The sequence below is a fragment of the Rhizobium metallidurans genome (assembly GCF_014196505.1).
Classification (GTDB): Bacteria; Pseudomonadota; Alphaproteobacteria; order Rhizobiales; family Rhizobiaceae; genus Rhizobium; species Rhizobium metallidurans.
Genome location: NZ_JACIDW010000003.1, coordinates 1 through 25,170, shown reverse-complemented (window position 1 = coordinate 25,170; position 25,170 = coordinate 1). Strand labels below are relative to the sequence as shown.

Here is a 25,170-nt window from a genome sequence, read left to right as displayed (position 1 = left end):
CGGTCCGCTTTGCTCCGCTTAATGTCTTCGATGTCTAGATAGGGCGATTCTGCCTACATCGGAACCTTGACGGTCACTTTACGCGGTCGCTGGCCGTTGCCCTGGACGAGCACGGTGATGATGCAACTGTCGCCGGAGGGCTGAACGGAGAGCAGCTGCCCCCCGGTCTTATCCACGACCTGCTGGGCGGCTTCACTGCAATCGCCTGCTACGCGCACCAAAAGGTTGCGCGGATTATCCGGTGAGGGCGACGGTACCGTCAGCCAAACGGCCAAGGCTGCGACGCTCATAGGAGAGGCCATGTGCTATGCTTTCAATGGATACCAACTTGACCTGACTATGTACTCAGGAGACCTGAATGGCAAATGAATGCACTGTAATCCGGGGCTTTTCAGGGGGGCCGCGCGCGGGCGGCAAGGCAGCTGGGACCGTTGCTGTGGCCGGAAAGGCACGGTCGGCGGCAGCGCGCCCGCCGCCGCGCGCCCATCCGATTCACGTTTTCGGTTTGATCACCGATGTCGCGGTCACCCGCCCGTAGACCGCCAGCAAGCCACCCAGCGCGCCCGCGATATTGACGATCGCATCGACGATCTCGCCACGATCGGCGGTCGCGATGTCCACACCCGTAAAGTGCAAAGCCGAAGCGATCATCGCAACGACGGCGCCCCATATCGTCTTCGAGCTGTACCAGTTTTTCAATTCAGGCATCGTGCTTCTCCTTCCGTTGAAATGTCATGTCTGAAAGATCGCCCGCGCGGGCAGCCCAAGCGGCACGCGCTCGCCGATCTGGCGAATGCCGACCGCGAGGCTCGTCCGCCGCCCGCCGAAATCGAGCACCTCGTCGGCGAGCGGATAGGTCCATTCCGGCGTCCCGACCTCCGCCGCCCGGATCACGGCGTCGGCACCGTCCAGCACCTCGACCCGGTAGCGCTCGAAGGGTTCGTCGAGGGGAATGTCGGCGCCGGTCCAGCTGTCGGCATTGTCGCGTCCGCGCCGTGTCCACGAAATCCGGGCATCGCCGGCTTCGGTGCGTTGGCAGCGCAGGTGAACCGGAGCGAGGGGTGTCTCGGCCCTGAGGCCGCCCGCGAACGTGAACGGCCCCGCCATCGCAAGCGAACCGGCCGCCTCGGCGATCCAGTTGAGCGACAGGCCGGCCTCGTCGCCACGCAGACCGAGCGGTTTGACCGCCTCGTCGAGCAGCACGACCGCGGCACCCTCGGAAAGGCCTGAGACCATCGCGTCCTCGGTGCCGGCAAGCGCGCGCAGCAATCCTCTCAGCCGCCAGCGGCCGGCCGCGATCTCGTCGGCGTGCAGGAAGGACAGGATTTCCCAGACGCCGCTCACTGAGCGCACGGCCAGCCGATTGGCGCCGTTCAGCACCGATATCCCGGCCGCCGAGGACAGTTCGCCGTAAGCGAGATCGACGGTCAGCGCCTGCGACCAGTCGAGGCGGCCGGTGACACCGGGCGCAAGTGCAGCCACAAGCGTTCCCGTGGTTGCCGGACGGTCGAAGAGCGCCCTGCCCCGATATCCCTCCGTCGTCGCCGACGACGACAGGCCGACCGTGCGCCACGGCTTGGCGAAGACCCCGCCACGCGCGAAGCTCGTCGCAGCCTCGCCGTCGAAACCCGGGAGATCCATGAGGTGCACGACGGGCTTGAACAAATTCGACGCGGTGCCGCCGCCATTGCGGCCGTCGGTCATGGCCGGCGGCGCGCCGCCAGCGGACGGCGCAAACGCCCGCGCCTCGATCCGGCGCGCATCGCCATCCTCGATGCGCGACACCAGGAAGCGGCCATCGGGGCCATCGGTCAGCGAGACGACATCGCCCGGCTGCACATCCAGCCGGCCCGGCGCCAGCGAGAAGCGCAGCGAGCGGCGGGCGATGCGATTGTCGCGCAACAGCGCCTCGGCCGCATGGAGCGCCGTTTCCTCGGCGAGAACGGCCGGCAGATCCTGCTTGATCAGCCGGCTCGTCGCCTGCCCGGCGCGGTGCGAGCGGGCGCTTGCCTGCTCGTAATCGAGATCGGGATTGTAGAAGGTCATCACCGCCTCGGCGGCGAAATCGCTGTCGTGGCCGCGGGTCTCCTGCCACAGCGGCTCACCCTCCCTGTCGACAAGCGTTGTGATCGCCAGCGCCGGCATGCTGGCGCGGGCCCGCGAGCGGAAACGCAGGAGGCCGGCATCCTCGAAGACATCGATCTGGAATGCCTGCAGCAGCGGCTCGATCAGGTCGCGGGCGGAACCGAGCTCGCCCTTGACGTAGCCGATCAGGTCGCCGCTCACCTCGGAGATGTCGAAGTCCGAAAAGCCATGGTCGCGCAGCACCGCCGCCATGACGTCGGCCAAGGTGCCGGCCCCCAGCCTGCCGTTCAACCAGTGCCCGGTGCGCCAGTTGTTTCCGTCCGACCAGATATCCGTCGACAGCGGAAAGGCCGGGAATGGCCGCGCGTCCCAGCACCAGACGAAGAGATGCGAGGGATCGACCATGCCGGCAGGCGCATCCTCGCCGGCCCACCGCAGATGGTGCGCCTCGATGAACCGGCGCTGCATGCTGTCCGCGCGCATGCCGGTCGAAAAATACGGCGCCCCGCTTTCGGCCGACTTCGGGTCGGCGAAGACATTGGGCTGGTTGGCGCCCTTGTCGACGGCGCCGCAGCCGAGTTCGGTGAACCAGACCGGCTTCGACGATGCTACCCAGGCCGTCGGCTGACCGCGCTCGGCGCCGCCGATGCGCTCGTAATGCGGATTGGCCCACCAGGCGGCGATATCCTTGTAGCGGAAAACCCAGGGCTTGCCGGCCAGACCATCGGTGATCGGGCTGCGCTGCCGGGCTTCGCGGGCATCGCCATCCTGGTAATACCAGTCGAAGCCCTCGCCCGCGCTTATCGCCGCCATCAAGGCGTTTCGATCGTCGGCAAGGCGGAAGCCGTCGGGATTGGCGCTGGCCAGATCGCCGTCGCGCCAGTCGGCGAGCGGCATGTAGTTGTCGATCCCGACGGCATCGATCGCGGGCGAGGCCCAGAGCGGGTCGAGATGGAAATAGACGTCGCCGCTGCCATCCGCCGGGTGATAGCCGAAATACTCGCTCCAGTCGGCGCCATAGGTGATCTTGCTTGAAGGCAACAGCGCCCTGACATCGGCCGCCAGCCGCACCAGCGCCTCGACGAAGGGAAAGGCATCCGCGCCGTCGCGCAGCTGCGTCAGGCCGCGCAGCTCGGAGCCGATCAGGAAGCCGTCGACGCCGCCGGCGAGACGCGCCAGCTGCGCGTAGTGCAGGATGAAGCGCCGGTAGCTCTGCTCGCCGCCGGGATAGGTCACATCGCCGCCCGCGATCGTGAAATCGCTTGCCCGCGCATTGCCGGCGAAGGCCTGCACCTGGCCGCGCGCGACCGCCGTACGGTCGGCGCTGCCTTGTCGCCCCGGCGCCGGGTCGCAGGTGATGCGGCCGCGCCAGGGATAGGACGCCTGACGCGCGCCGCCATAGGGATCGGCGAGCGCGTTGTCGGCGGGAATGTCCATCATCACGAAGGGATAGAGATAGACCTGAAGGCCCCGCGCCTTGAGATCGGCGATCGCCGAGAGCACGCTGGCATCATCGGGCGTGCCGCCATAGGCCGGGCCGCCATTGCTGCGGCTGACGAGACGGGCGGCGGCGCGCGTGACGCCGGAGACGGACCACGGTGCGCTTTCCTCCGCGCGGCTCGAAACCTCGACGCCGGGCACGACACGGCATTGGCCGGCGCGCAGATCGGTCCCGAACCAGGAGACGACGAGCGCCACGCGTTCGAGATTGGGGCAGAGCGCCATCAGTTCGTCGATCGAGATATCCCAATCGCTTGCGCCGCGCAGGCTGTTGCGGTTGAGAATGCGGGCACTGCCGGCACCGAGGCTTTCCGAGACCTGGGCAAGCTGGTAGCCGTGCTCGGTGGCGCCGGGGATGATGCAGACGGCCCTGATCTCATTTTCCAGTTCGCCGACCGATCGCACGACCTCGAACTGCAGCAGCGGAATGCGGTTTCCGTAGGCATCCAGCGGCAGCCGTTCGAAGACGACATAGGCAAGACCGCGATAGGCGGGCGCGTTGCCCGCACCCTGCTTGGCCTCGACCAGCGGATCGGGCAGCTGCGCCTCGTCGCCACGGTAGACACGCATCTCGATCCCCGTCAGGTCGAGTTCCTTGCCATCGGCCCAGACGCGCCTGACGTGCCCGATCGGCCCTTCGGCGAGCCCGACCGCGAGATTGGCGAAGTAGCGGAAGCTCTCGACCCGGGTGCCGCCGGTGGCCTTGCCGCCCTGCCGCTCGGTCGTCACCTCCTCCTCGAAACGCGTCGCCCAGATCAGCGTGCCGCCGACGCGGACGCTGCCATAGACGCGGTTGACCGCCGTGCCCTCGTCGGCGCCGGGAATGCGGGCGCTCGACAGGCGGGCGCCGCGCACGGTGGAGCGGCCGTTGATCAGCGCTTTGTCGACGACGCTGCCGGCAAGAGCGCCCGCCGCGCGGCCGATGATGGCGCCGACAGGGCCGAAGACGCCGCCGAGTGCCGCGCCGGCCGCCTGGAAGAGAAGCGTTGCCATTTTTCTCTACCTCTCCGGAAAACGAAAGACGCCCGAGATGCGCCGGCGCCAGCTCGGCACCAGCGGCGAGGTCACCACCGCCGCCTGCTCGTAGGCATGGATGAACCGCCGCTCGCCGCAGAGGATGCCAGCATGCTTGGCGGCCAGCTGCGGGCGCCAGCGAAACAGAAGCACGTCACCCGGCCTCGCCTCGACAAGCGGCAGTGGCGGGCCGAAATGCCGGAGTGCCGCCTCCATCAGCCGATCCCCGCCGCCACGCTCGGCCCAATCGGGCGCATAGGGCGGCGGGCGCTCCGGCTCCTGTCCGTAAAGCTCGCGCCAGATGCCCCTGATGAGCCCGAGACAATCGCAGCCGACGCCCTTCAGCGAGGCCTGATGCCTGTAGGGCGTGTCGATCCAGCCTTCGGCCAGCCGCAGCACGTCGTTGGCGATGCCGGTGCTCGCGATATCGGTCATTTGAACAGCGCGCTCCCGTCGTGAAGGCTCTCGCCATCGGCGTAGGTGTAGGCGAAATCGGTGCCGGGGATGTGCGGGAAGCCGCGAAAGTTCAGATGGTTGGCGAACTTTGCCCGGCAGGTCGAGAAGGCCTTGTCGCAGCCCGCCGTGAGCACGACGCGATCGCCCGCCCGTGGCGTCGCCTCGAGCGGTAGCCAGAGCGTCACCTCCAGGAGATCGTCCTTCACCGCATGCGTCTCGATCTCCAGCCGCTGGCCGTGATTGCCGCCGTCGATAAAACTCAGTACGCCGAACCGGAAGAAGCCGTCGGGCACGGCCCTGATACCCGAGAGCAGGAGCCGGCTGGCATCCGGCACCGAGACCACGACGCCTTCGGCGCGCATGCCGGGCGCCAGGAGATCGACGCCGCATCTGCCGTCGCCAAGCGTGGCGTCGCAGCGCCTGCCGTAGACGCGCCCCTGCGGCTCGTCGAGGCGGCTGGCGAAGCTGCGCAGTTCCGCCTGGAACTTGCCCGCGTCGCGCGTGACGTCACCGATTTCCTGAAGCTTCAGCAGCATATGCTGGTCGGGTTCCGCCCAGTTGACGAGAAGGACCTCGACGCGAGCACCGTCGTAGCGGCCGCGCTTGAGGTCGTCCTCGGTGATCGCCGCGCTGGAGAATCCGCCGGCGACATCGCTGGTGGCGGCGGGCAGGCCCGCTTCCTCTTCCGCGGCACTGGCGGAAAAGCCGCTCGCCGCCAGGAAGGTGGTGCCCGAAAACGTCAGGTCGCGATCGTGTTCGGTGAACCCAAGCACGACGCCATCGCGACGCGTCACCCGCCAGGCCCGGCATACCGTGGTGGCGTCGCCCGAAAGATGCGCCTGAAGCGCTTGCGGAATATGCCTCATGGCACGATCTCCATCAGCGGAATGCTGGGAATGCGCCCGGCGTTGAAGGCCGAGAGGTTGACGTCGATGCGCCCGGTCGCAAAGCGTACCGGCACGTCGAACTGGAACCCCGCCGTCACCGACGCGCCCTGTTGCGGAACGGCATCTACCGCGAAAGTGACGATGCCGGTCGCGACATCGCAGGCGAAGGCGGATGCCGGCCGCGGCACGCCATCCACCGCGACGACGACCGAGCCCTCGACGGGCTTGGCGATCCGCCGCGTGGCTCTGGCCCCGGCATCGCCATAGGTCTTGACGAGCGGGAAAGCGGCGGTCACGCCGTCGCCGATCCCGATCGGCTGGTCGCCCGGTCCGATCTCGGCACCCGGCCGGGTCGAGGTCCAGTCGACCGGGTCGCGGAAGCGGAAGCCATAAAGCTCGCCGCTACGCGCCTCGAAGAATTCCAGCACCTCGTAGAGATCCGCCACCGAGCGCAGGCCGGAGCCGGCGTCATAGCTGCGGCGCGCATCGCGCCAGCGGCTGTTGCGGCTTTCGCGGCCGTTGGAAAGATTGACGATATCGGTGCGCCTGACCGGCCCGCCGCTCGTCGACAGCGACAGGCGGAGCGGAAAGCGCGCCTCGTGGAAACCGGATGTCATATTGGCCTAGCCCTCACAGGTTGCGCTGGCCGCGCATCGCGGTGCGCGCCAGCATCGAGGAAATCTGCGCCTCGCTCTTGCGGAAGCTTTCCGCATCCGTCGCGGTGACGTTGAAGACGATCTGCGGTGCGGCCGCGGCACCCGATGCGGCGACGCCGAGCGAACCGTCGGCACCACGCTTCAAGGGCAGGATCGCCTCGCTGCCCGCCTCGCCCATCAACCCCGTGTCGCCGCCGAGAGGGAAATAGGTGGGCTGCGACACGACACCGCCATCGGCGAAGGGCAGCAGCTTTCCCGCGCCGCCGAAAAGGCTCGATGCGGCGCCCGAGATCATCGTCTCCAGCGGCTTCAGGCCTGCCGAGAGCGCGATATCCGTCATGCGATTGGCCAACCCGCGCAGCACGTCGTCCAGCCCCTTGCCGCCGGTAACCGCGCTTCGCAGCGCCCCCGACAGCGCCGAGCCGAAGGAGCGCGAGCGGCCTTCGAGATCGTCGAGCGCGCGCCGCAGCGTTTCGGCTTCGTCGGTCATGGCCGACAGGTCGGCCTGGTCATCGGTCATGGTCGTTCCTCGCTTCGGATGTTGCCCGGCTGTCGGGAAAGCGCGCCATCAGCCCGTCGAGATCGGCGCGGGATACGGGGGCGCGCGGCGGCGAAAGCCCGCCGGCGGCCGCGTGAAACTCCACGGGCGTCATCGCCCAGAAGGATTGCGGGGGAAGCCGCAGCAGGCAGAGACCGACATGCAGAACCCGCGCCCAGGGGAATGGCGTGGCACCCGCATTGTCCGTCGTCTTCACGCCCGCTGCGGCCAGAGGGGGCGCGCGGAGGCGTCCGCGCCATCCCCCAAGAATGTCGCCGTCAGCAAATCGCCGACGATCGCGGCATAGCCGCCGATGCCGCCCTCGACATCGGCCTCAGCCACATCCTCGTCGGAATAGAGATTGCCGCCGCCGCGCAGGCCGGCGCCGATGATGCGGATCATGTCGGCCGCCTTCAGCCGACCGCCGGCGAAACGCTCGGCCAACCCGTTCAGGCTGTCGACCGAAAACGCCGTCTCGAGCTCGGCCAGCGCGCCCAGCGTCAGGCACAACACCCGCCGCTCGCCGTCGATCTCGGCCTCGATCTCGCCGCGCCGTCGATTGGCCCTTCGCCCGCCAGCTGCCGGCCCTCCCGCATGGCCCGACAAAGCCTGTCCGCGTACGGTCCCGCCCGCCATCACAGCGCCTCGAACGATATCGCGCCGGCCGATTCCAGCGCCAGCTCGAACATCACCTCGCCATTGTATTGGCCGGAATATTCAAGCGCACTCGCCTGGAACGGGCCGGTGACGGTGCCGAAATCCGGCACGACGATCTGCCAGCCGAGGATCGAGGCATTGAAGAAGGCGTTGCGCACCAGCTGGTCGGAGGCCGCGTCCTTGAAGATGCCTGAACCCGACACCGAGGCCCGCTGCACGCCGGCCCCACCCAGAAGCTCGCGCCAGCGCCCGGCGCTTTCGGCATCGGTCACATCCACCGTCTCGGCATTGAAGGCCAGCCGCTTCGAGCGCAGCCCCGCCACCGTTTCATAATCCGTGCCGTTGAAAACCCTCAACAGCAGGTCCTTGCCCTTCTGCGCCACCATGGCCTTATCCCTTCCACGAAAAAGGGCGCCCCGTGAGGGACGCCCGCGATGTCATCGACGATGTGTTTTTAACGATCGGCCGGGGGCCGGCCGTTCAGGTCGCCTGAGCCAGCGAAGCGACGATGTCCTTTGTCGGCAAAAGCAGCGTGCGCTCGAGGCCCTTGGCCGCGCGAAAGCCGAATTTCAGATAGAAGGCCTCCGCCTCGTCGTCCAAGGCATGAACCATGACGGCGCGGAAGGCGACCGAGCGCGATGAGGAGACGACGGACATCAGCGCGTGTTTCAACAACGCCCTGCCCAGCCCAACATTCTGATGGCGGCGGTCGACCGCAAGCCGCGCCAGCAGCGCAACGGGTATCTCGCCCGGTGCCCGATGCCCCTTGACCTGCCTCGGCGCGCTGTTGCGGCTGATCATGCCCGCGCACAGCGAGTGATAGCCGACGACGCGGTAATCCTCGGTCGCGATGACGACGGTCCGGGTATATTCCTGCTGCTGATTGTAAAGCGCCATGTCCTTCAAAAAGCCATCCAGCGCCGGCTTGCCGCTGTCGAAATCATCGACGAGATGGTGTTCGCTGAGAGGAACGGGCTTGCGAAACATCCGTCAGTCGATCCATTCGGCGTTGGATTTGAACAGCGCCACCAGCTTGTCGTTCGCCTTTGCCGGTTCGTCGAGAAGCCCCTTGACGGCATCGAAGACGGCCGCATCGACACCGATGAAACGCTGATCCAGCAACTCCTTCTGCGCCGAATAGAACGCCGCTTCGGTCATGAATGCCGTGAGCGACTTGCCGCTGACGGCGGCGGCACGCGCGATGATCTCGCGCGTCTCGGTATCGATGCGCAGGTTGATGGTTTCGCTTTTCTTGACGCCGGGCATGTCAGTCACTCCGCATGCACATCCATAAATTCGTATGAACAATGTCTATACAGAAAGATGGCTCAACCGTCCAGACGTGGGCTGTCAGCCGCCCGAAACCCCGACCACCATCTCCGTCACCGCCCGGAACCGGATCTCGGCGACATGCAGCCGCGTCTTCGGTTCGCGGCGGGTGCGGGTCGATTGGTGCAGCAGGCCGACGAGGTGGTGGGTCTCCAACGACAGCGGCGCGTCTTGCAGCAGTGCGCGCAGGCGTTCCGCGATGGTGGATGCCTGCCCGCGGCCGCCGGCGTCGGTCCAGATCTCCAGCGTCAGCAGGTGCTCGGCGCCGGTTTCGGTCGCCGTCGAATAGTCGTTGCTCGCGATGTCGGCGACGACGACGGCGGGGAGTTTTCGGCCCGAGACCAGCCGGTCGCGCAGGCCTTCAGGGCCGATCATGGCCGATAGTTCCGCATCGTCGGCGAGGCGTGCCTGGATCGCCGTCAGCAGCTGGTTCGCGGCGCTCATCGGCTTTCCTCCTCGCACAGGCAGACGAGATAATTGCCGCGCTCGTCGGGGTCGCGCCAGGCGCGGATCGAAAAGGCGCGCGCGCCCTTGCGCAGCCGCATGCCGGCCTTGAGATCGTCGCGGAAGCGCAGCCAGACGCGGTGGGTCAGCGTGAAGACGTCGGCGCCCGCCTGCTCCTCGCGGAGTTCGCCGACAGGTTCGATGCGTGCCCAGAAGGAGGCGATTTCGGCAAACGCGACGGTAGCGCCGCCCTGCCCGTCCGGCGTCTCGACCGGCGCTTCCAGCGCCAGCCGCGCGGTCATCTGGCCGGGGTCGAAGAAGACCGAGCGCATCAGAGCCTCCTGATCATGAAGGGCGCTATCAGGCGGTCGTAACCCGAGGGAATATCGGCCGGCTGATCCTCCGCCGCGACCGTGCCGCGAAACGAAAACATCTGCGTGACATGCATCAGCATCGCCCGCTTCAGCGTATCCGGCACCTCGGCGCCGCTCTCGCCGAAGCCGGCGGTGAAATCGATCTCGATGCCGTTGATCGGCTGGCCCGCACTTATGGCGCGGCCGAGCACGAGACGCGCCGGGCGGGCGCGGCCGTCGAGGATGTGGCCGGCCAGCGGCAGTTGGACCTCTTCGCCGGATGCATCGTAAAGCCTCAGGCTTTCAATGGTTTGGACCGGACCTCTCGCGATCTGAATCACGCCGTCTTCAGGAACTGAATCAAGATAGAGGCGCCAGGTCTGGGTGATGAGGCTGAGGCCGGTGGTGCGCTCCAGATGTTCGCGGGCGGTGCGGATGAGGGAGATGAGCAGCGTGTCCTCGTTGGTATCGTCGAGGCGCAGGTGGGATTTGGTCTCGGCGAGGGTGATGGGTTCGGATGCGGGTGGGGTGATGAGGGCGTAGGTCATGGGTGGGGTTCCTGGTGGTGTGGGTGTGGTGGGTGGGTGCCTTTGAGAGGCTGGAGCAGGTGGCCCCCTCATCCGCCTGCCGGCACCTTCTCCCCGCTGGGGAGAAGAGACTCGGGGTTGGCCGCTCGCTCCATCTTCCCTTCTCCCCCGCGGGGAGAAGGTGGCGGCAGCTCAGGTGCAACTTGTTGCACCGGGGATGAGGGGGCTCCGGGCACAACGCAAACCACGTTCGAGACCGCGCGGCACAACCCACACCCCCTCATCCACTCAACTCACCGCAAACTTCACCAGCTTGATCGCCTCGAAGTTCTGCACCCCGCCGCCGACCCGTTTCGTCGTGTAGAACAACACATACGGCTTGGCCGAATAGGGATCGCGCAGCACGCGCACCCCCGTGCGGTCGACCACCAGATAGCCCGCACGAAAATCGCCGAAGGCGATCGACAGCGCATTGGCGGCGATGTCGGGCATGTCCTCGGCCTCGACGACGGGAAAGCCGACGAGCGAGGCTGCTTCGCCCGCCGTTGCCGGCGGCTGCCAGAGGTAGCGGCCTTCGGCGTCCTTCAGCTTGCGCACCTCGGCCTGGGACTTGCGGTTCATCACGAAGTTGGCGTTCTGGCGGTGGCCCGCCTTCAGCGAATAGATCGTGTCGATCAGGGTGTCCGAAGCGCCGGTCGCCTTGAAGCCGCCGGCGGCGCCGGTGGCGATGTAGCCGAGATTGCCCCAGCTCCAGGCGCTGTCGGCGACAACAGGATAGGCAAGAAGACCCTTAGGCTTGTTGACGCCGTCGCCGGCGACGAAGGCCGCACCTTCCTGCTCGGCGAAGACGGTGTCGACCTCGCTCGAGATCCAGGCCTCGATATCGACGGCGGCATCGTCGAGCAGCGCCTGGGTGGCTGCCGGCATGGCGTAGAGTTCCATGGTCGGGAAGCTCAACTCGGCAAGCTGGGCGCTATTGGTCTGAGGCCGCGCGGCGGTCTCGGCCACCCAGCCGGACGCCATGCCGGAGATCGCGAAGGGCTTCTTCAGCACCGCGCCGGAAACCTGACGCACCGTGGCGATCGAGCGGATCGGCGAGACCACGGAAAGGCGGCGGCCGATCGCGCTGTCGGTCTCGTCGGGCACGAGATAGCCGCCATCGGCACCCGAGCCCGAGGACATGGCCTTGGCCTCGATCTCGCGCAGGCCGGCCTCGTCGCCCCGGCGGATGTACTGCTCGAAGGCCTGCTTGTGTTCGGTGATCTCGGCGCTCGCCGATGCGGTGCGGCCAAGCGGCGGGCGCGCCTTTTTCAGCGCCAGCTGGTCCAGGACCTTCTTCTGCTCGTCCATCGCGCGGCTGATGCGGTCCATCTTGTCGCGGGTGACGACATCGGACGTCAGCTTCTGCTCGATCTCACCGAGCCTGGCATCGTTGGTTTCCTTGAAGGCCTCGAAGGCTTCCATGAACTCGTCGAAGGCGGCGGTCATTTCCGGCGCGGCCTTGATCTCGGGTGCGGCCTTCGCGTGGGAGGCGGCAATCTGCGTGTCGGTCATTGCGGGATCATCCTTTCTGGAGGGTCTACTTGAATGTGTCTTGCAGCATCATCCGGGCGGCCCGGCGCATGGCGCGGACGAGCTCGGTCTCCTTGTCGCGGAACCACCGCGCATTCTTGATGTTCTGCACGCGGGCGGACGGCAGCATCGGGAAGGTCACCACCGAGATCTCCCAGAGATCGGCCTCGAGGATGCGGCGCACACCGGACTTGGCATCGGTCTTGGCGCGGACGGTGCGAAAGCCGATCGAGAGGCCATCGAGCGCGCCGTTCTTCAAGAGCTGATGCACCTCGCGGGCGCGGCTGACGCCATCGGCGAGCACGCCCTCGACATAGAGCCCGCGGCTATCCTCGCGGATCGTCTTCCAGGCGCCGATCGGCTCGGCCGGATCGTGCTGGAAGAGCATGCGCACGCCAGCCGCACCACGCGTCTTCAGCGAACGCAGAAAGGCGCCGCGCTCGATCGCGTCCTTGCCGAGATCGACCTCGCCGAAGACGCTGGCATAGCCGGAAAAGGTGCCGTCACGGCTGAGGCCACGCAGCTCCAGATTGGCGAACTTGCGCGTATCCGCGCCGGGAACGGCCCGGGTGGACAGGCGCGTGGGGGTTCGCGCCAGCGCGCGGCTTGCGGTCATGATCATGCTCCTCGTTTCATGGTTTTGTGGCCGGTGCCTTACCGATTGCGGGCGCCGTAGCGGCCGGCGATGCGCTGGAGAATGCCGAGCCCCCACCAGGCGCAGAGGCTGGATGCGGCCGAGCCCGACAGCATCACCTCGGACACGGAGAGCTGGTCGGAAAGCTGCAGCTGCTCGGCGATCCAGAGCCCGCTCGGGCCGCCGAAGATGAGACCGCAGGAAAGACCGGTGAAAAACCGGCTCGCCGCCTCGCGCCGGCTCTTCGGCAAAAGATAGATCAGCGACACGGCGGCACCCGCCGACGCGCCCAGCGCCCTGGTCGCCCAGAGCCCTGTTTCGTTGGAGAAATCGGCCATTGGTTTGGGCCTTTGTGTGTGGTGTGTGGGGGTGCGCGAGGCGCACGTCTTCCACCGCAGCGATGCTGCGGCCGATTCAATTCTGCTGTCTTTTGAGTCTGTTGCGGATAGCCGTTCTAAGATTGAGTCCGACGGTTCACACGATGAATCAATTACCGATGAGATCAGCCCAACGAGGTTCAAAACCCGCGCGGCACCCGTGACGCGTCAGTCGCTCTCGTCGAGCCCGTCGTCCCTGTCCAGTTGCTCGCGCTGTCTGCCGTGGGTGATGTTGGAGACCATGATGGCATCGTGGCCGATGCGGTAGGTGATGATATAGGGGCCGACGACCAACTGGCGGCGTCCTGTCAGCACAGGCACGGGAGCGCCGACCTGGGGATAGGCGGCGAGCCTTCTAATGCCGCCTTGGATTCTTGCCATGGCGGCGTCGGCAGCGCGGGAATTGAACGCGCTGAGATAGCCATATTCGTGGCTGAGATAGTCCGCGGCATCCTTGGAAAGAATGACCTTCATCATGCCGCGTCATCTCTGGGAGACGATGTCAGTTCCCGCATGAACTCCTCGAAATCAACGGTCTCGCCATTGCGGATCTGCTCTTCGCCCTTCAGCGTCTGCAGAACATCATTCCCCTCTTCCATGAGGTAATATTTCAGCGCCCGGACGATGACCCAGCTACGGCTGCGGTCGGTGGCCTTGGCGATGGTCTCGATGTCCTTCAACATGTCTTCTGGAATGCGCAGGGCAATCGGGTCGGAGAGAACGGGCTTGGTCATCGGCTGGCTCCTCAATTTGTAATACGGTGTATAACAAATTTCGAAACAGGCCTCAACGTCAGCTCCGCACTCGTCGTCCTGACGACGTTGCGAAACGTCAGCGATATCCGCCGTCCGCGTGGGCGCTTCTCGCCATCGACGATATCGGCAAGCCGCGCCGGAATCTCATGCGTCCATTCATAGCGCGCCGGGCCATCCATTTTCAGCAGCGAACGCGGTTCCAGCGTCAACGTCCGTTTCTCGCCGGTGGCGGGATGACGGAAGATCATCTCGCAAGTTGACAGGAGGCTGAGCGAGGCGATGTTGTCGCCGAAACAGGGGACGCAATCGACGTGGGCGCTGATCCCCTGCCCCGGATGATATTCGTTGGCGATGACCTGATCAGGCGGCTCTACGAAGTGCCGACCCGATACTAGGCGGGCAACCACGTCGCGAAGCCAATCCGGCAGAGCCCCAAGATAGGCATCACCGGTCACCGCCCGGGCGCGATAGTCATAACGATATCCGAAATGCTGGACGCGGCGCTTCAGGGTCTCGTCCCATGGCGACCCATCCAGCGCCGCGACGAGCGCATCGGCCATCTCCTCGGAGATGAAATCCGGCTGGTATGTCAGACCGTCGGGAAGCGCTGAGTGCATCGGCATAATTTACACTCTATGCCTGCACTTAGCCAGACGCCCCCTCAATACCCCACCGCCTGCCGCTTCTCCTCATCCGTCAGAAACGCCGCCTCGCCCAACCGTTTCCAGAGCTCGCCGCGTTCGGCGCCGAGACCCGCGACCTTGTCGAGATCCGGTTCCAGCCGCAGCCCGTCGCCGTAGCCTGCCGCCGCCCAGGTCGACAGCGTCGCCAGCGTGCGGGTCAGCATCGGCAGCACGGTCAGCCTGTAGAAGGCGCGGTTGGCTTCCTGGTAGTTGGCGTAGGTGTTGTCGCCGGGGATGCCGAGCAGCATGGGGGGCACGCCGAAGGCGAGCGCGATGTCGCGGGCGGCACCGTTGCGGGCCTCGACGAAATCCATGTCCTTGGGCGAAAGCCCCATGGATTTCCAGTCGAGCCCGCCTTCGAGCAGCAGCGGCCGGCCGGCGCGCATCGGGCCGGAATAGCCCTCGTCGAGCTCCTGTTTCAACCGCTCATACTGATCGGGCGAAAGGTTGCCGCCCTCCTTGGGCTGGTAGACGAGCGCGCCGGAGGGGCGCGCGGAATTATCCAGCAACGCCTTGTTCCAGGCGGCGGCCGCATTGGAGAGATCGAGCGCCACCTGGGCCGCCGCCAGCGGCGGAAAACCGAGATGATCGTCGAGCGGGTGGAAGAGCTTCAGATGCAGCAGGCCGATCCCATCCGTCTCGACGGGAAAGCGGCGGACGAGCCCGCCGGCGCGGTAGTCATAGGCCTCCGTCCAGCCGTCGCGGCCCTCGACGATGCCGATGCGATCCGGCCGCAACAGGTGCAGCTCGCGCAGCGCGCCGCCGATCTCGACCGGCTCGACATAGGCATTGCCCGACAGCAGCAGGTGGCCGTAGAGCACCTCGAAGAAATCGGGGCCGCTCATGCGGGCGTTCGGCTGGAGCAGGAGATGAAGCAGGGGGTGATCGGGCCGCTCGCTGTCCTGCTCGTAGATCAAGAGCGGCACCGAGGCCGCCGCCTCCGAAATCATCCTCACGCAGCGATGTGCCACCGGATTGCGCATGAAGCCCTCGCGCGACAGGGCCGCGTAGGAGCGCCCGGTCCAGCTCGCGCTGCCCTGCGATGTCAGCGACACGAAGCCGGTGGCGGCTTTTCGTTCGGGTACGTCATGACGTTCGGGCACGGGCTTGCGGCCCGCCGGGGAGCCCCACGGCAGGAGAGATCGAAATTTCATGATCCGGTTTCCTGATGTTTGCGACCGGCGTTTGGCCGGCCGATGCTGTCGCGTTACGCGGCGGCCATGCTCATGCCGCGAAAATTGTTTTGCTTACGGGTCTCCGCCAGCAACATCTCAATCGACCTTCTCCGCGATCGCCTCGCAGATCCAAGCATTCAGCGACTTGTCCTCGTCGGCCGCGGCCATGGCCGCGCGGCGGTGCAGCGCGGGGTCCATGCGGATGTTCAGCGAGCCCTTGAAGGGCCTCTCGGGATCACGGCCTTCGTCGATGCAGGTCTGGATATAATCGTCGATCAGCGCCCGCGCGGTTGCTTCCACCAGCCTGGAATCCTCGCATTCCGCCAGCAGGAGATCATCGATGTGCAATATCCTTATGAACAGCGTGCCGTCCTGATACTCGACCGCCGCCTGATAGCCCTTGTAGGTGATCGGCTTCATAACTCGTTCCTGTCGATCAGATAATTGCGTATCTGGTTGACCATGTAGGGTTTGATCTCGTTGCCGGGATGCGGCTCATGAACGATGATGACCTTTTTCGTCACCGCGTGCACGAACTTCCGGCCCGAACCAGTGCCGGCCTTCAAGTCATAGCCCAGTCCGCTCAGCAGCTTCACCAGCTTGCTGTAAGGAAACGGCCCCCTGCAGGCGCGAAACTCATCTTTCAGCGTTTCAAGGCGCGTCATCCGTCACCCCGGATACGGAACCGCGCAGTTGCTCCACCGCAACTATTTTTTAGTTGCAGATATCTTTCTACAGATAATCTTCGTTCGCGGCAAGTCAACTGGCGGCAACCTTTGCGTCAACCCGCCCACAACCTATCAATGCAATCCGGCGGGGAAAACGCCGCCATTAGAGGGAGCCGCCTACAGCCCAATCACCCCAGCGGCTGCTTCACCGCCAGGTCGCTCTCGTAGTCCGCCGCCATGCGCAGTTCGCGGATGGGGCGAACGAGGCTGGTGGAGAGCTGGTAGTTCGGGTGCGCCTTGTAGGCGGCGAGCGCCGCTTCGTCGTCGAACTCGCCGTAGACGACAAGATCGACCTCGGTGCCGAACTGGTCGGTCTTCACGTTGGTGCCGATCTCCAGCAACCGGGCGTGCGGGATGGCCGTCAGGATAGACAGGCCCTCGCGGACCTTGTCCATGTTTTCGATCGGCGCCGTGAAGAAGACGATGTGACGGATCACGCGGGACTCCTGTATGTCTGATGAGGGCTCAGCCCATAAGCCGGGCGATACCACGGCAAAGCCACTGCTTCAACCGGGCGAACCAGCCCCGCGGGCGGTCGGGGCGCAGGGCGGCGAGAAAGGTCTTGCCATAGCCCGCCAGTTTTTCGGCCCGGTCGGTGCCGTTGACGATGCGCCGCGCGTTGATCCAGTCGTCGCTCGTGGCGTTCAGATGGTCGGCAAGCTTGTGCCTGGAGAAGCTGCCCCGCACCATGCCCTCGATCAGGATCGACACCGCCGGCCCCATCTCCATCGCCCGGTCGGGATTGGCGACGAGATCGATGCCGACGAGCGGGCTCATAGCCTCGTAGTTGCGCTTGTGGGTGAGCTGCACGAGGCCGCGGCCGAGCCAGCTCTTGCCGTCCTCGTCGGGCCGCCAATAGGGCGTCTTCACCCAGGAGAGCTTGCCGCCGGCGAAGGCTTTTTCGAGAATCTCCACGGCGCGGGCATCCGTCGTCGCCAGCGTCTCGCGCACGGGCTGCATGGTGTAGGCGGTCTCGTGGAAGGCGGTCGCCAGGATATAGGCCAGCCAGCGGGGGTCGGCATCGGGCATCCGCTCCTCCCAGAAATTCAGAATCGCCGTCATGCCCTCGACCTGCCCTGCTGAAAGCGTGCCGTTGAACAGCGTGCCGCGCACCGTGTCGAAGAAAAACCGCCTGTCGATGTGGATAACCATAGCGTGTAATCCTAAAAGCTAATGAGCACTTCGTGTCCTTAATCGATTAAATTTATTTTAATCGTTTAAAGCGTTTAAGGCCCTGATTTACAGACCGTTTGGCGCGTGGCAGTGATGATCCATCATTCAATCCGTCTCTGGAGGACCGCATGACGCAGCCCGTTCACAGCAATCAGCCAATCATTCCGCAGCACGTGACGGACCAACTCGAAAGCGAGTGGCGTCAGGTTCGCCCGGTGCCGCAGGCGCCGCGCCCGGCCCCGCAGCAACAGCAGCGTTAAGCGCAAGTGCCAGGGGGTGTCAAACACCCCCTCGTCTCCAGGCATTGCGGAATTTCATATTCCCCGCACCCTCGGCTCGCCGCCACCTTCAAGCATCAATGCCGTCAGCGCCCAGACCAACGCGTCCAGCCGGTCGGGAGAACGGCCCGAGGACAATCCGTCCGGGCCGAAATCGCACATCTGATCCTCCAGCGCCATGAAACGCCCGGCATGGGCGACACGCCCCTGCTCGTAGAGGGCCGCCACCGGCTCGGCGCGCAGGAACTTGCCTCGCGTGGCGCGCACCGTCGCCACCGGCAATGTCTCGTCGATGCTTTTGAGCATGGCGGTCACCATGTCGCCGCCCTGGTTGATCTCGGCCACCACGCGGTCGGCGGCGAAGCGGCGATAGGCTTTCGCCACCGCGCTCGCCCAGCCGGCCGGGCTCGCGCCCTCCACCGAACAATCCGCCAGCACCACCGCGCGGCCCGCGCCATCGAGGCCGGCCACGACGATGCCGCAGCAGGAATTCGGCCCGGCCGCCGCCGGCGGATCGACCGCCACGACGATGCGGCGCAGATCGCCGGACATGCGTATCGTCACGGCGTCGAACATCTCGCGGCGCCACAGCGCATCCTCGCGATCCTCGATCAGCTCACCATCGAGCTCCTGGCGCCCCAGCCGGGTGCCGCCATAGCGATTTGCCAGCGCCTCGATGAAACCGGGCGCCAGGTTGTGTTGATTGTCGCGGGTGCTGATGCGTGTCGTCAGCGTCGCCGGGTCCGATATCAGCGCCTTCAAGAGCGGCACCGGGCGCGGCGTCGTCGTCACCAGCTGGCGCGGCGCGGTGCCCAGTCTCAGGCCAAACTGCAGCATGTCCCAGGTCTCCTGCCCATGCTTCCATTTGGCGAGCTCGTCGCTCCAGGCGAAATGGAATTGCGGCCCGCGCAGGCTTTCGGGATCTTCCGACGAGAAGATCTGCGCCACCGCGCCGTTCGGCCAGACCAGCCGGCGGCGGGATATCTCGAACTCGGGACGACGGCTGCGGGCGATCCGCATGATGCCCGAGATGCCGTCGATCATCACCTCGCGCGCGTCGCCCAGCGTTTCGGCGATCAGCGCGATGCGCAGATCCGAGGAGCGACCGGCGCTGGCAATCGCATGCACCCATTCGGCGCCCGCCCGCGTCTTGCCGGAGCCGCGCCCGCCCATGATCAGCCATGTGCGCCAGTCTCCGGGCGGCGGCTGCTGTTCGTCGCGGCCGGTGAAGGCCCAGAGATTGCCAAGCGAAGGCCAGAGCTTCAGCCGTTCCGCGAGGTCCTCGGCGGGAAGGTCGAGCATGTCGGCCGGCGAGAGATTGGGCTGGCCCAGAGCGGCGCCGGCGCCGGCTTCGGCATCGACGCCACCTTCAACATTAGCCTTTGCGCTGGTATGGACGTTGGCGTTGGTGGGCACACCGTTCGTCACAGCGTCAACCACCGGCGCCTCACCGGAAACCGCCGCTGCCACCGCCCCGCTATCCGGCTGCGCCATGTCCTCGATCAGCCCAGCGGCAGAGCTGACTGCACCCAGGATCACCGCGCGGTCATCAGCCCGTTTCGCCACGATCGCATCCATTTTATGACTGTAGTCCAGCAAGGCGCCAGCGACCTTGCCCGTATTGGCGTCCGCCACGCGCCGCTCAATCCGGTTCGGCTTCGCGGCTGGCAAGCGCTGGTCCGTCGTCAATGGTTGGGGGAGCGCCGTCGCGCTGCCATTCGGCCAGCAATTGGCGGGCGCGGGCTTCGGCTCGCTCTTCGATGCGTGCGAGGAATTTCGCTTTGACATGGTCGAGCCCCCTCGCCGCTTCGCTGTCCTCGGCGGCCTGCTCGCGGTCGCGGGCGAACTGGCGCTGCAGCTGGTCGATTTTCTCGAGCGTGCGCACGATCAGCGACATGGCATCGGTCGCGGCCTTCAGATCGGCGCGGGCAAGCTTTGCGGCGGCATCATCGCCACCGCCCGACGCCACCTGCTCGGCCGCCTTGCGCAGGTCGCGAAAGGCCGCGAACTGCTCACGCATCTCGGCCGTCATCTCGTTCAGGAGCACGCGCAGCTCTTCGGCGGGCGATGCGGCGGATTTGGTCTCCAGCAAGCAGGCCTCGGCTACTGCCTTCGCCCTGTCCGCGTCGAGCGCCTGCGAGGGATCGACGTCATAAGCATGGTATTGGGAGGCATGGTGAGCCGGCCAGAGGCCAAACAGCTCCGGCGCGAAATCGTCGATATCGGTCATGGGGACATCCCGTGGCAACAGGCGTTGCGTGGAGAAGCGGCGGTGCCGGCGGCAATGATCGACCAGCCAGGGGACCGTGCCCCTCGCCGCGCCCTGCCCGCAACTTTCCGACTATGCCATAACCCTATCAAAGCACCGTTACGCCGTCAAGGATTATTTTCCTATTGTCGGAAAATCCTCCTGCAACGTCCCGTCGAATTGCAATTTATCTATGTCTAATCTATTGATAAATATAGGTTTTCTGGCGTTTCTCCCGTTCATCTCAATGAATCCTCAAGAAAGCCGCCGCTAGAACGGATCGCAGCAAAGGGCGATCGACATGCAAGCCATCCAGATACGACTAGCGGAGATTATCGAGGCATTGAGCAAGGCGCTCGACCTCACGGAGGGCCAGCCGCCCGGCCATTGCATCCGCGCCTGTTACATCGGCACCCATATCGGCCGCGAGATCGGCATGGCCGATGAGGCGCTGCAGGAGCTTTACTATACGCTGCTCCTCAAGGATCTCGGCTGCAGCAGCAATGCGGCGCGGATCTGCGAGCTCTACATGGCCGACGACCTCTCCTTCAAGCGCGACTTCAAGCTGGTCGATGGCAGCCTCAGCCAAGTGCTGCGCTTCGTGCTTTCGCATACCGGCATGCAGGCCGGCCTCGCCGAGCGCTTTCGCGGGATCGTCAACATCCTGCAGAATGGCGGGCGGATCGCCACCGACCTGATCCAGACCCGCTGCCAGCGCGGCGCCGAAATCGCCAGACAGATGCGCTTTTCGGAAGGCGTGGCTAATGGCGTCCTCAGCCTCGACGAACACTGGAACGGCGGCGGCAAGCCGCTCGGGATTTCCGGTGAGGACATCCCGCTCTATTCGCGCATCGCGCTCTTGTCGCAGGTGGCCGATATCTTCCAGATGAGCGCCGGTCGCGACGCCGCCATCGCCGAGATCGGCAAGCGTGCCGGCAGTTGGTTCGACCCTTCGCTTGCCGCCGCCTTCATCCGCATCGCTGGCCGCGACGCGTTCTGGGAGACGCTGCGGTCCGAGGCGCTGGAGACCATCGTCCTCGACAGCGAACCCGGCCAGCAGGCGATCATGGCCGATGACGATTATCTTGATGATATCGCTGCCGCTTTCGCCCGCGTCATCGACGCCAAGAGTCCCTACACGTCAGGCCATAGCGACCGTGTGGCGCTGTTTACCGACCTGATCGCCGAGGAGATGGGGATCGACGAGAAAGGCCGCCGGCTGTTGCGCCGCGCCGCCCTTCTTCACGATATCGGCAAGCTCGGCGTCAGCAACAGCGTGCTCGACAAGCCGGGCAAACTCGATGACGAGGAATGGGGCCAGATGAAGCGCCATGCCGAGTTCTCGGAGATGATCCTGTCTCATATCGGCGCCTTTTCCGACCTCGCCCGCATCGGCGGCGCCCATCACGAGCGGCTGGATGGCAACGGCTATCCGCGCGGGCTGATGGCCGATGAGATCCCGATGGAAGTCAGGATCGTCTCGACCGCCGACGTGTTCGACGCACTCACCGCCGACCGCCCCTATCGCGCCGCCCTGCCAATCTCCAAGGCACTGTCGATCCTCTGGGAAGGCGCCGGCCAGGCGCATGATCCCATCTGCATCGAGGCGCTGCAGCGGGCGCTTGCGAGGACCGATCTGGAGCGGCCCGAAAGCGCTGAGCAGGAAGAGCGCGCGGCTGCGTGAGTTTTTCTGATTGGCCTCTCAATATTCTACTGTGCTAAAATAAAGATCATGACCCGCGAAGAGCTTGCATCCTTCGCGCTCAGCCTGCCCGAGGCGGTCGAGAGCGCGCATCACGGCACACGCGATTTTCGCGTGCGAACCAAGATTTTCCTGACGATGCCGGAACAGGATTATTGCGTCGTGCGGCTGACGCCGGAGCAGCAGCACATGACGCTGGCGGTCTCGCCGAAGGAGACGGTCGCGGTTCCCGGCGGCTGGGGGCTGCGCGGCTCGACGCGGCTGTTCTTTCAGCTGGCGAGCGACGCGCTGGTGCAGGATCTGGTGCGCCGCTCCTGGCAGAACGCCGCGCCGAAAACCCTGCAAAGACAGTTCGTTGTCATCCCTTCTCCATAAGTCGATTCAGCCAGAACCAACTCAGCGATTGCCCACCTCATCGGGCGTCTTCGGCGCATCGTCGCCCACCGTCAGCGGCCAGTCGACCACATAGTCCTCGTAGTTGTCGACATCGATGCCGGTTTCGTCGATGGTGCGTCCGCGCGCCGAAATGCCGGCGATGTGCACCGTCTCCGGATCGCCCGAGACCAGCGGATGCCACCAGTAGAGGTCGCGTCCCTCGTTGAGCAGCCGGTAGCCGCAGGTCGGCGGCAGCCATGGGATCTCGTCGACATTCTGCTTGGTCAGCTGCACGCAGTCGGGCACGAAATCCCAACGGTTCGGGTAGCTGGAACACTGACAGCTCTCGCCATCCAGCAGCTTGCAGCGGATCGAGGTGAAGTAGATATCGCCGCTCTCCCACTCCTCGAGCTTGTTGAGACAACAGAGACCGCAGCCGTCGCAGATGCTTTCCCACTCGGCATTGGTCATCTCGTTCAGCGTCTTTTGCTTCCAGAAGGGTTGCTCTTCCATCATTCCGTTCTTGCAACAGCACCCGCAAAATCGCGTGAGTGCTTTCCATTTCTCTTGTTCTTCCGTGGCAAATCAACCAAAGATTCACCCTGTGCCGGTAACCCCGGATGCGAGCGGCAGATTTGCCATAGTTCGACGTCAGGCTATTCCACGTCGAACCGACTGATCGGGCGGGAATATAAGACGTGACGGATCCGGACAATCCAGAAAAGCAGCCGCGCAAGAAACGCCACTTGCTGCTGAAGATCGATTCCTGGATCGATTCCACGATCTGGAACGCCGGTTTCCGCTCCGCCGAAATCTGGGAAGACATCACCATCTTCTTCCGCCGCTTCCGCGTTCGCGGCTGGAAGCGCGCGGTGTTCGAGGTCGCCGGCGAAGGCCTGACATGGGGCTCGGTCGGCGCCGTCTTGATGCTTGCCCTTGCCCAGCCAGCCTTCGAAGCTACCAAGGAAGATTGGCGCAATCGCGGCGACTACGCCGTCACCTTTCTCGACCGCTATGGCAACGTCATCGGCCATCGCGGCGTCATCCACCAGAATTCGGTGCCGATCGACGAGCTGCCCGACAGCCTGATCAAATCGGTGCTGGCGACCGAAGACCGCCGCTTTTTCAGCCATTTCGGCATCGACGTGATCGGCCTGTTCCGCGCCATGGTCACCAATGCGCAGGCCGGCGGCGTGGTCCAGGGCGGCTCGACGCTGACGCAGCAGCTCGCCAAGAACCTGTTTCTCTCCAATGAGCGCTCGATCGACCGCAAGATCACCGAGGCCTTCCTGGCGCTCTGGCTCGAAGCGAACCTCTCGAAGAAGGAAATCCTCTCCACCTATCTGGACCGCGCCTATATGGGCGGCGGCACCTTCGGGGCGGCGGCGGCGGCGCAGTTCTATTTCGGCAAGAACATCACCGACGTCAACCTCGCCGAATCCGCCATGCTGGCCGGTCTCTTCAAGGCGCCGGCGAAATACGCGCCGCATGTCAACCTGCCGGCCGCGCGCGGCCGCGCCAACGAGGTTCTGACCAATCTCGTGCAGAGCGGCATGATGACCGAGGGCCAGGTGATCGCCGCGCGGCGCAGCCCGGCCACCGTCGTCGACCGCAACCAGGTGGAATCGCCCGATTTCTTCCTCGACTGGGCCTTCGACGAAGTGATGCGGCTTTCTCCGCGCTTCAGCGAGCATTCGGTGATCGTCCGCACCACGATCGACATGGGCATTCAGAACGCCGCCGACGATGCCATGGAGACGTCGCTGCGCGAATTCGGCGAGAGCTACAAAGCCAAGCAGGGCGCGCTGGTGACGATCGAAAACGGCGGCGCCGTGCGCGCCATGGTCGGCGGGCGCGATTACGGCGAGAGCCAGTTCAACCGCGCCACCAAGGCGATGCGCCAGCCGGGCTCGTCCTTCAAGGTCTACACCTATTCGGTGGCCATGGAGAACGGCATGACACCGGACAGCATCGTCGTCGACGCGCCGATCTCCTGGGGCAATTGGAGCCCGCGCAACTACGAGAACCGCTACGCCGGCCGCGTCACCGTCGCGAACGCGATCGCGCAATCGATCAACACCATCCCGGTACGCCTTGCCAAGGAGAAGTTCGGGATCGCGCCGATCCGGGCGATGGCCACCAATCTCGGCGTCGAATCGCCGGTTCGGGACGACGTGACGATCCCGATCGGCACCTCCGAAGTCACGGTGATGGACCAGGCGACCGCCTATGCGGTGTTCCCGGCCGGCGGCTACCAGTCGCGCCGGCACGGCATCACCCAGATCCTCGACTATAGCGGCAAGGTTCTCTACGACTTCGAACGCGACGAGCCGCCGGCCAAGCGGGTGCTCTCCGAGAAGGCCGACGCCTACATGAACCAGATGCTCTCGCGCGTGCCCTATGTCGGCACGGCGCGCCGCGCGGCGCTCGACAACGGCATCCTGACGGCGGGCAAGACCGGCACGACGCAGGCCTACCGCGACGCCTGGTTCGTCGGCTATACCGGCAATTTCACCACCGCCGTATGGTTCGGCAACGACGACTACACCTCGACCAACAAGATGACCGGCGGCACGCTGCCGGCCATGACCTTCAAGCGGGTGATGGACTATGCCCACCAGGGCATCACGCCGCGCCAGATCCCCGGCGTCACCGCCCCCCCGCCCCCCAAGACCATCGCCGCCGCCGACGCCCCGCCACCTCTGGTGCGCCCGCGCATGCTCTCGGTGGAATCGACGAAGTTGCTGAAGGATATCGGCGAAGGGTTGAAAACGGCCGCGCCGCTGGCGCCGCTGAAGGTGGCGAGCGCGCAGTGACGTCGGACTACTCGCAGAGAGAGTCCCGGACCTAACGGCACTGCAAAGCCGCAGCCGACAACCAATTGTTTCCACAACGAAATATCACCCGCGACGTCATCCTCTGGCTTGTCCCACTATTGTCCGGTTTAACTCCCGGTCAATTGCAGCGAGAATTGTCTTGGGTCCGTTGTGGGGCTTTCGTGCGGTCTTTTCAGAGTGTCGATGG

The 25,170-nt window shown here is 65.3% G+C and carries 33 protein-coding genes; 4 read left to right on the top strand and 29 right to left on the bottom strand.

All coding sequences use genetic code 11. The features are described from left to right. Nucleotides 1-53: 53 nt before the first annotated feature. From GGQ67_RS06805 to GGQ67_RS06680, 26 genes are all read right to left on the bottom strand, one after another. A complete protein-coding gene (locus GGQ67_RS06805) occupies nt 54-302 on the bottom strand; it encodes a KH domain-containing protein (RefSeq protein WP_183899443.1) in 249 nt (82 codons plus the stop codon). A gap of 190 nt (nt 303-492) precedes the next feature. Continuing rightward, nucleotides 493-708: a hypothetical protein gene (locus GGQ67_RS06800; protein ID WP_183899442.1), complete on the bottom strand. Its 216-nt coding sequence runs from the start codon at nt 706-708 to the stop codon at nt 493-495. Nucleotides 709-732: 24 nt separating this feature from the next. Next, on the bottom strand, nt 733-4,578 hold the full coding sequence (locus GGQ67_RS06795; protein WP_183899441.1) for a baseplate multidomain protein megatron: 3,846 nt from the start codon (nt 4,576-4,578) through the stop codon (nt 733-735). Between the two features lie 6 nt (nt 4,579-4,584). Beyond that, entirely contained in the window at nt 4,585-5,034 is a 450-nt protein-coding gene (locus GGQ67_RS06790; RefSeq protein ID WP_183899440.1) for an NlpC/P60 family protein, read from the bottom strand. Further along, on the bottom strand, nt 5,031-5,921 hold the full coding sequence (locus tag GGQ67_RS06785; RefSeq protein WP_183899439.1) for a DUF2163 domain-containing protein: 891 nt from the start codon (nt 5,919-5,921) through the stop codon (nt 5,031-5,033). The genes GGQ67_RS06790 and GGQ67_RS06785 overlap by 4 nt, the downstream gene beginning before the upstream one ends. Beyond that, nucleotides 5,918-6,559, bottom strand: coding sequence for a DUF2460 domain-containing protein (locus GGQ67_RS06780; RefSeq protein ID WP_183899438.1), 642 nt, complete (start codon nt 6,557-6,559; stop codon nt 5,918-5,920). The genes GGQ67_RS06785 and GGQ67_RS06780 overlap by 4 nt, the downstream gene beginning before the upstream one ends. A 13-nt stretch (nt 6,560-6,572) precedes the next feature. Beyond that, complete coding sequence (locus GGQ67_RS06775; protein ID WP_183899437.1) at nt 6,573-7,118, bottom strand: phage tail tape measure protein; 546 nt, start codon at nt 7,116-7,118, stop codon at nt 6,573-6,575. Continuing rightward, on the bottom strand, nt 7,108-7,353 hold the full coding sequence (locus GGQ67_RS06770) for a rcc01693 family protein (protein WP_183899436.1): 246 nt from the start codon (nt 7,351-7,353) through the stop codon (nt 7,108-7,110). Before GGQ67_RS06770 ends, GGQ67_RS06775 begins: the two co-directional genes overlap by 11 nt. Continuing rightward, nucleotides 7,350-7,772, bottom strand: coding sequence for a gene transfer agent family protein (locus GGQ67_RS06765; protein ID WP_246400140.1), 423 nt, complete (start codon nt 7,770-7,772; stop codon nt 7,350-7,352). The genes GGQ67_RS06770 and GGQ67_RS06765 overlap by 4 nt, the downstream gene beginning before the upstream one ends. Beyond that, nucleotides 7,772-8,179 carry a phage major tail protein, TP901-1 family gene (locus GGQ67_RS06760; protein WP_183899435.1) on the bottom strand — a complete coding sequence of 136 codons (408 nt, stop codon included), beginning with the start codon at nt 8,177-8,179 and terminating at the stop codon, nt 7,772-7,774. The genes GGQ67_RS06765 and GGQ67_RS06760 overlap by 1 nt, the downstream gene beginning before the upstream one ends. Before the next feature lie 94 nt (nt 8,180-8,273). Next, nucleotides 8,274-8,780 carry a GNAT family N-acetyltransferase gene (locus GGQ67_RS06755; RefSeq protein ID WP_183899434.1) on the bottom strand — a complete coding sequence of 169 codons (507 nt, stop codon included), beginning with the start codon at nt 8,778-8,780 and terminating at the stop codon, nt 8,274-8,276. Between the two features lie 3 nt (nt 8,781-8,783). Next, a complete protein-coding gene (locus GGQ67_RS06750; RefSeq protein WP_183899433.1) occupies nt 8,784-9,059 on the bottom strand; it encodes a type II toxin-antitoxin system TacA family antitoxin in 276 nt (91 codons plus the stop codon). Between the two features lie 84 nt (nt 9,060-9,143). Then, on the bottom strand, nt 9,144-9,566 hold the full coding sequence (locus GGQ67_RS06745; protein ID WP_183899432.1) for a DUF3168 domain-containing protein: 423 nt from the start codon (nt 9,564-9,566) through the stop codon (nt 9,144-9,146). After that, entirely contained in the window at nt 9,563-9,898 is a 336-nt protein-coding gene (locus tag GGQ67_RS06740; protein WP_183899431.1) for a phage head closure protein, read from the bottom strand. Before GGQ67_RS06740 ends, GGQ67_RS06745 begins: the two co-directional genes overlap by 4 nt. After that, nucleotides 9,898-10,467 carry a head-tail connector protein gene (locus tag GGQ67_RS06735; RefSeq protein WP_183899430.1) on the bottom strand — a complete coding sequence of 190 codons (570 nt, stop codon included), beginning with the start codon at nt 10,465-10,467 and terminating at the stop codon, nt 9,898-9,900. The genes GGQ67_RS06740 and GGQ67_RS06735 overlap by 1 nt, the downstream gene beginning before the upstream one ends. Nucleotides 10,468-10,734: 267 nt before the next feature. Beyond that, a complete protein-coding gene (locus tag GGQ67_RS06730; RefSeq protein WP_183899429.1) occupies nt 10,735-12,000 on the bottom strand; it encodes a phage major capsid protein in 1,266 nt (421 codons plus the stop codon). Between the two features lie 25 nt (nt 12,001-12,025). Further along, nucleotides 12,026-12,634 carry an HK97 family phage prohead protease gene (locus GGQ67_RS06725; RefSeq protein WP_425503757.1) on the bottom strand — a complete coding sequence of 203 codons (609 nt, stop codon included), beginning with the start codon at nt 12,632-12,634 and terminating at the stop codon, nt 12,026-12,028. A 38-nt stretch (nt 12,635-12,672) separates the two neighbouring features. Next, complete coding sequence (locus GGQ67_RS06720; RefSeq protein ID WP_183899428.1) at nt 12,673-12,990, bottom strand: DUF6107 family protein; 318 nt, start codon at nt 12,988-12,990, stop codon at nt 12,673-12,675. A gap of 207 nt (nt 12,991-13,197) precedes the next feature. Next, nucleotides 13,198-13,506 carry a type II toxin-antitoxin system RelE/ParE family toxin gene (locus GGQ67_RS06715; RefSeq protein WP_183899427.1) on the bottom strand — a complete coding sequence of 103 codons (309 nt, stop codon included), beginning with the start codon at nt 13,504-13,506 and terminating at the stop codon, nt 13,198-13,200. Further along, on the bottom strand, nt 13,503-13,763 hold the full coding sequence (locus tag GGQ67_RS06710; RefSeq protein ID WP_111561014.1) for a CopG family ribbon-helix-helix protein: 261 nt from the start codon (nt 13,761-13,763) through the stop codon (nt 13,503-13,505). The genes GGQ67_RS06715 and GGQ67_RS06710 overlap by 4 nt, the downstream gene beginning before the upstream one ends. Before the next feature lie 11 nt (nt 13,764-13,774). Next, nucleotides 13,775-14,407: an alpha-ketoglutarate-dependent dioxygenase AlkB gene (locus GGQ67_RS06705; RefSeq protein WP_183899426.1), complete on the bottom strand. Its 633-nt coding sequence runs from the start codon at nt 14,405-14,407 to the stop codon at nt 13,775-13,777. Nucleotides 14,408-14,445: 38 nt separating this feature from the next. Continuing rightward, nucleotides 14,446-15,621, bottom strand: a complete 1,176-nt coding sequence (locus tag GGQ67_RS06700; protein ID WP_246400138.1) for a phage portal protein — start codon at nt 15,619-15,621, stop codon at nt 14,446-14,448. 117 nt (nt 15,622-15,738) lie between these two features. Further along, nucleotides 15,739-16,062, bottom strand: a complete 324-nt coding sequence (locus GGQ67_RS06695) for a type II toxin-antitoxin system HicB family antitoxin (RefSeq protein WP_183899425.1) — start codon at nt 16,060-16,062, stop codon at nt 15,739-15,741. Further along, the gene (locus tag GGQ67_RS06690; RefSeq protein ID WP_183899424.1) at nt 16,059-16,307 is read right to left on the bottom strand and encodes a type II toxin-antitoxin system HicA family toxin; all 249 of its coding nucleotides are present in this window, start codon (nt 16,305-16,307) and stop codon (nt 16,059-16,061) included. The genes GGQ67_RS06695 and GGQ67_RS06690 overlap by 4 nt, the downstream gene beginning before the upstream one ends. Before the next feature lie 191 nt (nt 16,308-16,498). After that, the gene (locus tag GGQ67_RS06685) at nt 16,499-16,807 is read right to left on the bottom strand and encodes a Dabb family protein (protein ID WP_183899423.1); all 309 of its coding nucleotides are present in this window, start codon (nt 16,805-16,807) and stop codon (nt 16,499-16,501) included. A 28-nt stretch (nt 16,808-16,835) separates the two neighbouring features. After that, nucleotides 16,836-17,522 carry a glycoside hydrolase family 19 protein gene (locus GGQ67_RS06680; RefSeq protein WP_183899422.1) on the bottom strand — a complete coding sequence of 229 codons (687 nt, stop codon included), beginning with the start codon at nt 17,520-17,522 and terminating at the stop codon, nt 16,836-16,838. A 149-nt stretch (nt 17,523-17,671) separates the two neighbouring features. On the opposite strand from GGQ67_RS06680, the gene GGQ67_RS25475 reads away from it, so the two are divergent. After that, nucleotides 17,672-17,803, top strand: coding sequence for a hypothetical protein (locus GGQ67_RS25475; protein WP_281393562.1), 132 nt, complete (start codon nt 17,672-17,674; stop codon nt 17,801-17,803). Between the two features lie 54 nt (nt 17,804-17,857). Here GGQ67_RS25475 and GGQ67_RS06675 read toward each other — a convergent pair whose 3' ends face one another. Both GGQ67_RS06675 and GGQ67_RS06670 read right to left on the bottom strand, forming a co-directional pair. After that, a complete protein-coding gene (locus GGQ67_RS06675) occupies nt 17,858-19,123 on the bottom strand; it encodes a DNA-packaging protein (RefSeq protein ID WP_246400146.1) in 1,266 nt (421 codons plus the stop codon). A 340-nt stretch (nt 19,124-19,463) separates the two neighbouring features. Beyond that, complete coding sequence (locus tag GGQ67_RS06670; protein WP_246400137.1) at nt 19,464-20,051, bottom strand: hypothetical protein; 588 nt, start codon at nt 20,049-20,051, stop codon at nt 19,464-19,466. A gap of 319 nt (nt 20,052-20,370) precedes the next feature. Here GGQ67_RS06670 and GGQ67_RS06665 point away from each other — a divergent pair, with 319 nt between their 5' ends. Both GGQ67_RS06665 and GGQ67_RS06660 read left to right on the top strand, forming a co-directional pair. Further along, nucleotides 20,371-21,753 carry an HD-GYP domain-containing protein gene (locus tag GGQ67_RS06665; protein WP_183899420.1) on the top strand — a complete coding sequence of 461 codons (1,383 nt, stop codon included), beginning with the start codon at nt 20,371-20,373 and terminating at the stop codon, nt 21,751-21,753. 48 nt (nt 21,754-21,801) lie between these two features. Then, complete coding sequence (locus GGQ67_RS06660) at nt 21,802-22,146, top strand: MmcQ/YjbR family DNA-binding protein (protein WP_183899419.1); 345 nt, start codon at nt 21,802-21,804, stop codon at nt 22,144-22,146. Nucleotides 22,147-22,167: 21 nt separating this feature from the next. On the opposite strand, the gene GGQ67_RS06655 is transcribed toward GGQ67_RS06660, so the two are convergent. Further along, a complete protein-coding gene (locus GGQ67_RS06655; RefSeq protein WP_183899418.1) occupies nt 22,168-22,659 on the bottom strand; it encodes a YcgN family cysteine cluster protein in 492 nt (163 codons plus the stop codon). A 185-nt stretch (nt 22,660-22,844) separates the two neighbouring features. On the opposite strand from GGQ67_RS06655, the gene GGQ67_RS06650 reads away from it, so the two are divergent. Next, nucleotides 22,845-24,962 (top strand): PBP1A family penicillin-binding protein, encoded by a 2,118-nt coding sequence (locus GGQ67_RS06650; RefSeq protein ID WP_183899417.1) that lies wholly within the window; start codon nt 22,845-22,847, stop codon nt 24,960-24,962. Nucleotides 24,963-25,170: the final 208 nt, after the last annotated feature.

Bases quoted from the DNA above. Each gene is read 5' to 3' on its own strand.
- GGQ67_RS06775 (WP_183899437.1), bottom strand. From the start codon at position 7,118: ATGACCGATGACCAGGCCGACCTGTCGGCCATGACCGACGAAGCCGAA.
- GGQ67_RS06760 (WP_183899435.1), bottom strand. From the start codon at position 8,179: ATGGTGGCGCAGAAGGGCAAGGACCTGCTGTTGAGGGTTTTCAACGGC.
- GGQ67_RS06785 (WP_183899439.1), bottom strand. From the start codon at position 5,921: ATGAGGCATATTCCGCAAGCGCTTCAGGCGCATCTTTCGGGCGACGCC.
- GGQ67_RS06740 (WP_183899431.1), bottom strand. From the start codon at position 9,898: ATGCGCTCGGTCTTCTTCGACCCCGGCCAGATGACCGCGCGGCTGGCG.
- GGQ67_RS06745 (WP_183899432.1), bottom strand. From the start codon at position 9,566: ATGAGCGCCGCGAACCAGCTGCTGACGGCGATCCAGGCACGCCTCGCC.
- GGQ67_RS25475 (WP_281393562.1), top strand. From the start codon at position 17,672: ATGACGCAGCCCGTTCACAGCAATCAGCCAATCATTCCGCAGCACGTG.
- GGQ67_RS06780 (WP_183899438.1), bottom strand. From the start codon at position 6,559: ATGACATCCGGTTTCCACGAGGCGCGCTTTCCGCTCCGCCTGTCGCTG.
- GGQ67_RS06700 (WP_246400138.1), bottom strand. From the start codon at position 15,621: ATGAAATTTCGATCTCTCCTGCCGTGGGGCTCCCCGGCGGGCCGCAAG.
- GGQ67_RS06755 (WP_183899434.1), bottom strand. From the start codon at position 8,780: ATGTTTCGCAAGCCCGTTCCTCTCAGCGAACACCATCTCGTCGATGAT.
- GGQ67_RS06695 (WP_183899425.1), bottom strand. From the start codon at position 16,062: ATGAAGCCGATCACCTACAAGGGCTATCAGGCGGCGGTCGAGTATCAG.
- GGQ67_RS06805 (WP_183899443.1), bottom strand. From the start codon at position 302: ATGGCCTCTCCTATGAGCGTCGCAGCCTTGGCCGTTTGGCTGACGGTA.
- GGQ67_RS06670 (WP_246400137.1), bottom strand. From the start codon at position 20,051: ATGACCGATATCGACGATTTCGCGCCGGAGCTGTTTGGCCTCTGGCCG.
- GGQ67_RS06730 (WP_183899429.1), bottom strand. From the start codon at position 12,000: ATGACCGACACGCAGATTGCCGCCTCCCACGCGAAGGCCGCACCCGAG.
- GGQ67_RS06790 (WP_183899440.1), bottom strand. From the start codon at position 5,034: ATGACCGATATCGCGAGCACCGGCATCGCCAACGACGTGCTGCGGCTG.
- GGQ67_RS06725 (WP_425503757.1), bottom strand. From the start codon at position 12,634: ATGACCGCAAGCCGCGCGCTGGCGCGAACCCCCACGCGCCTGTCCACC.
- GGQ67_RS06715 (WP_183899427.1), bottom strand. From the start codon at position 13,506: ATGATGAAGGTCATTCTTTCCAAGGATGCCGCGGACTATCTCAGCCAC.
- GGQ67_RS06690 (WP_183899424.1), bottom strand. From the start codon at position 16,307: ATGACGCGCCTTGAAACGCTGAAAGATGAGTTTCGCGCCTGCAGGGGG.
- GGQ67_RS06660 (WP_183899419.1), top strand. From the start codon at position 21,802: ATGACCCGCGAAGAGCTTGCATCCTTCGCGCTCAGCCTGCCCGAGGCG.
- GGQ67_RS06800 (WP_183899442.1), bottom strand. From the start codon at position 708: ATGCCTGAATTGAAAAACTGGTACAGCTCGAAGACGATATGGGGCGCC.
- GGQ67_RS06795 (WP_183899441.1), bottom strand. From the start codon at position 4,578: ATGGCAACGCTTCTCTTCCAGGCGGCCGGCGCGGCACTCGGCGGCGTC.
- GGQ67_RS06765 (WP_246400140.1), bottom strand. From the start codon at position 7,772: ATGGCGGGCGGGACCGTACGCGGACAGGCTTTGTCGGGCCATGCGGGA.
- GGQ67_RS06680 (WP_183899422.1), bottom strand. From the start codon at position 17,522: ATGGTTATCCACATCGACAGGCGGTTTTTCTTCGACACGGTGCGCGGC.
- GGQ67_RS06710 (WP_111561014.1), bottom strand. From the start codon at position 13,763: ATGACCAAGCCCGTTCTCTCCGACCCGATTGCCCTGCGCATTCCAGAA.
- GGQ67_RS06655 (WP_183899418.1), bottom strand. From the start codon at position 22,659: ATGGAAGAGCAACCCTTCTGGAAGCAAAAGACGCTGAACGAGATGACC.
- GGQ67_RS06720 (WP_183899428.1), bottom strand. From the start codon at position 12,990: ATGGCCGATTTCTCCAACGAAACAGGGCTCTGGGCGACCAGGGCGCTG.
- GGQ67_RS06735 (WP_183899430.1), bottom strand. From the start codon at position 10,467: ATGACCTACGCCCTCATCACCCCACCCGCATCCGAACCCATCACCCTC.
- GGQ67_RS06665 (WP_183899420.1), top strand. From the start codon at position 20,371: ATGCAAGCCATCCAGATACGACTAGCGGAGATTATCGAGGCATTGAGC.
- GGQ67_RS06675 (WP_246400146.1), bottom strand. From the start codon at position 19,123: ATGCTCGACCTTCCCGCCGAGGACCTCGCGGAACGGCTGAAGCTCTGG.
- GGQ67_RS06750 (WP_183899433.1), bottom strand. From the start codon at position 9,059: ATGCCCGGCGTCAAGAAAAGCGAAACCATCAACCTGCGCATCGATACC.
- GGQ67_RS06705 (WP_183899426.1), bottom strand. From the start codon at position 14,407: ATGCCGATGCACTCAGCGCTTCCCGACGGTCTGACATACCAGCCGGAT.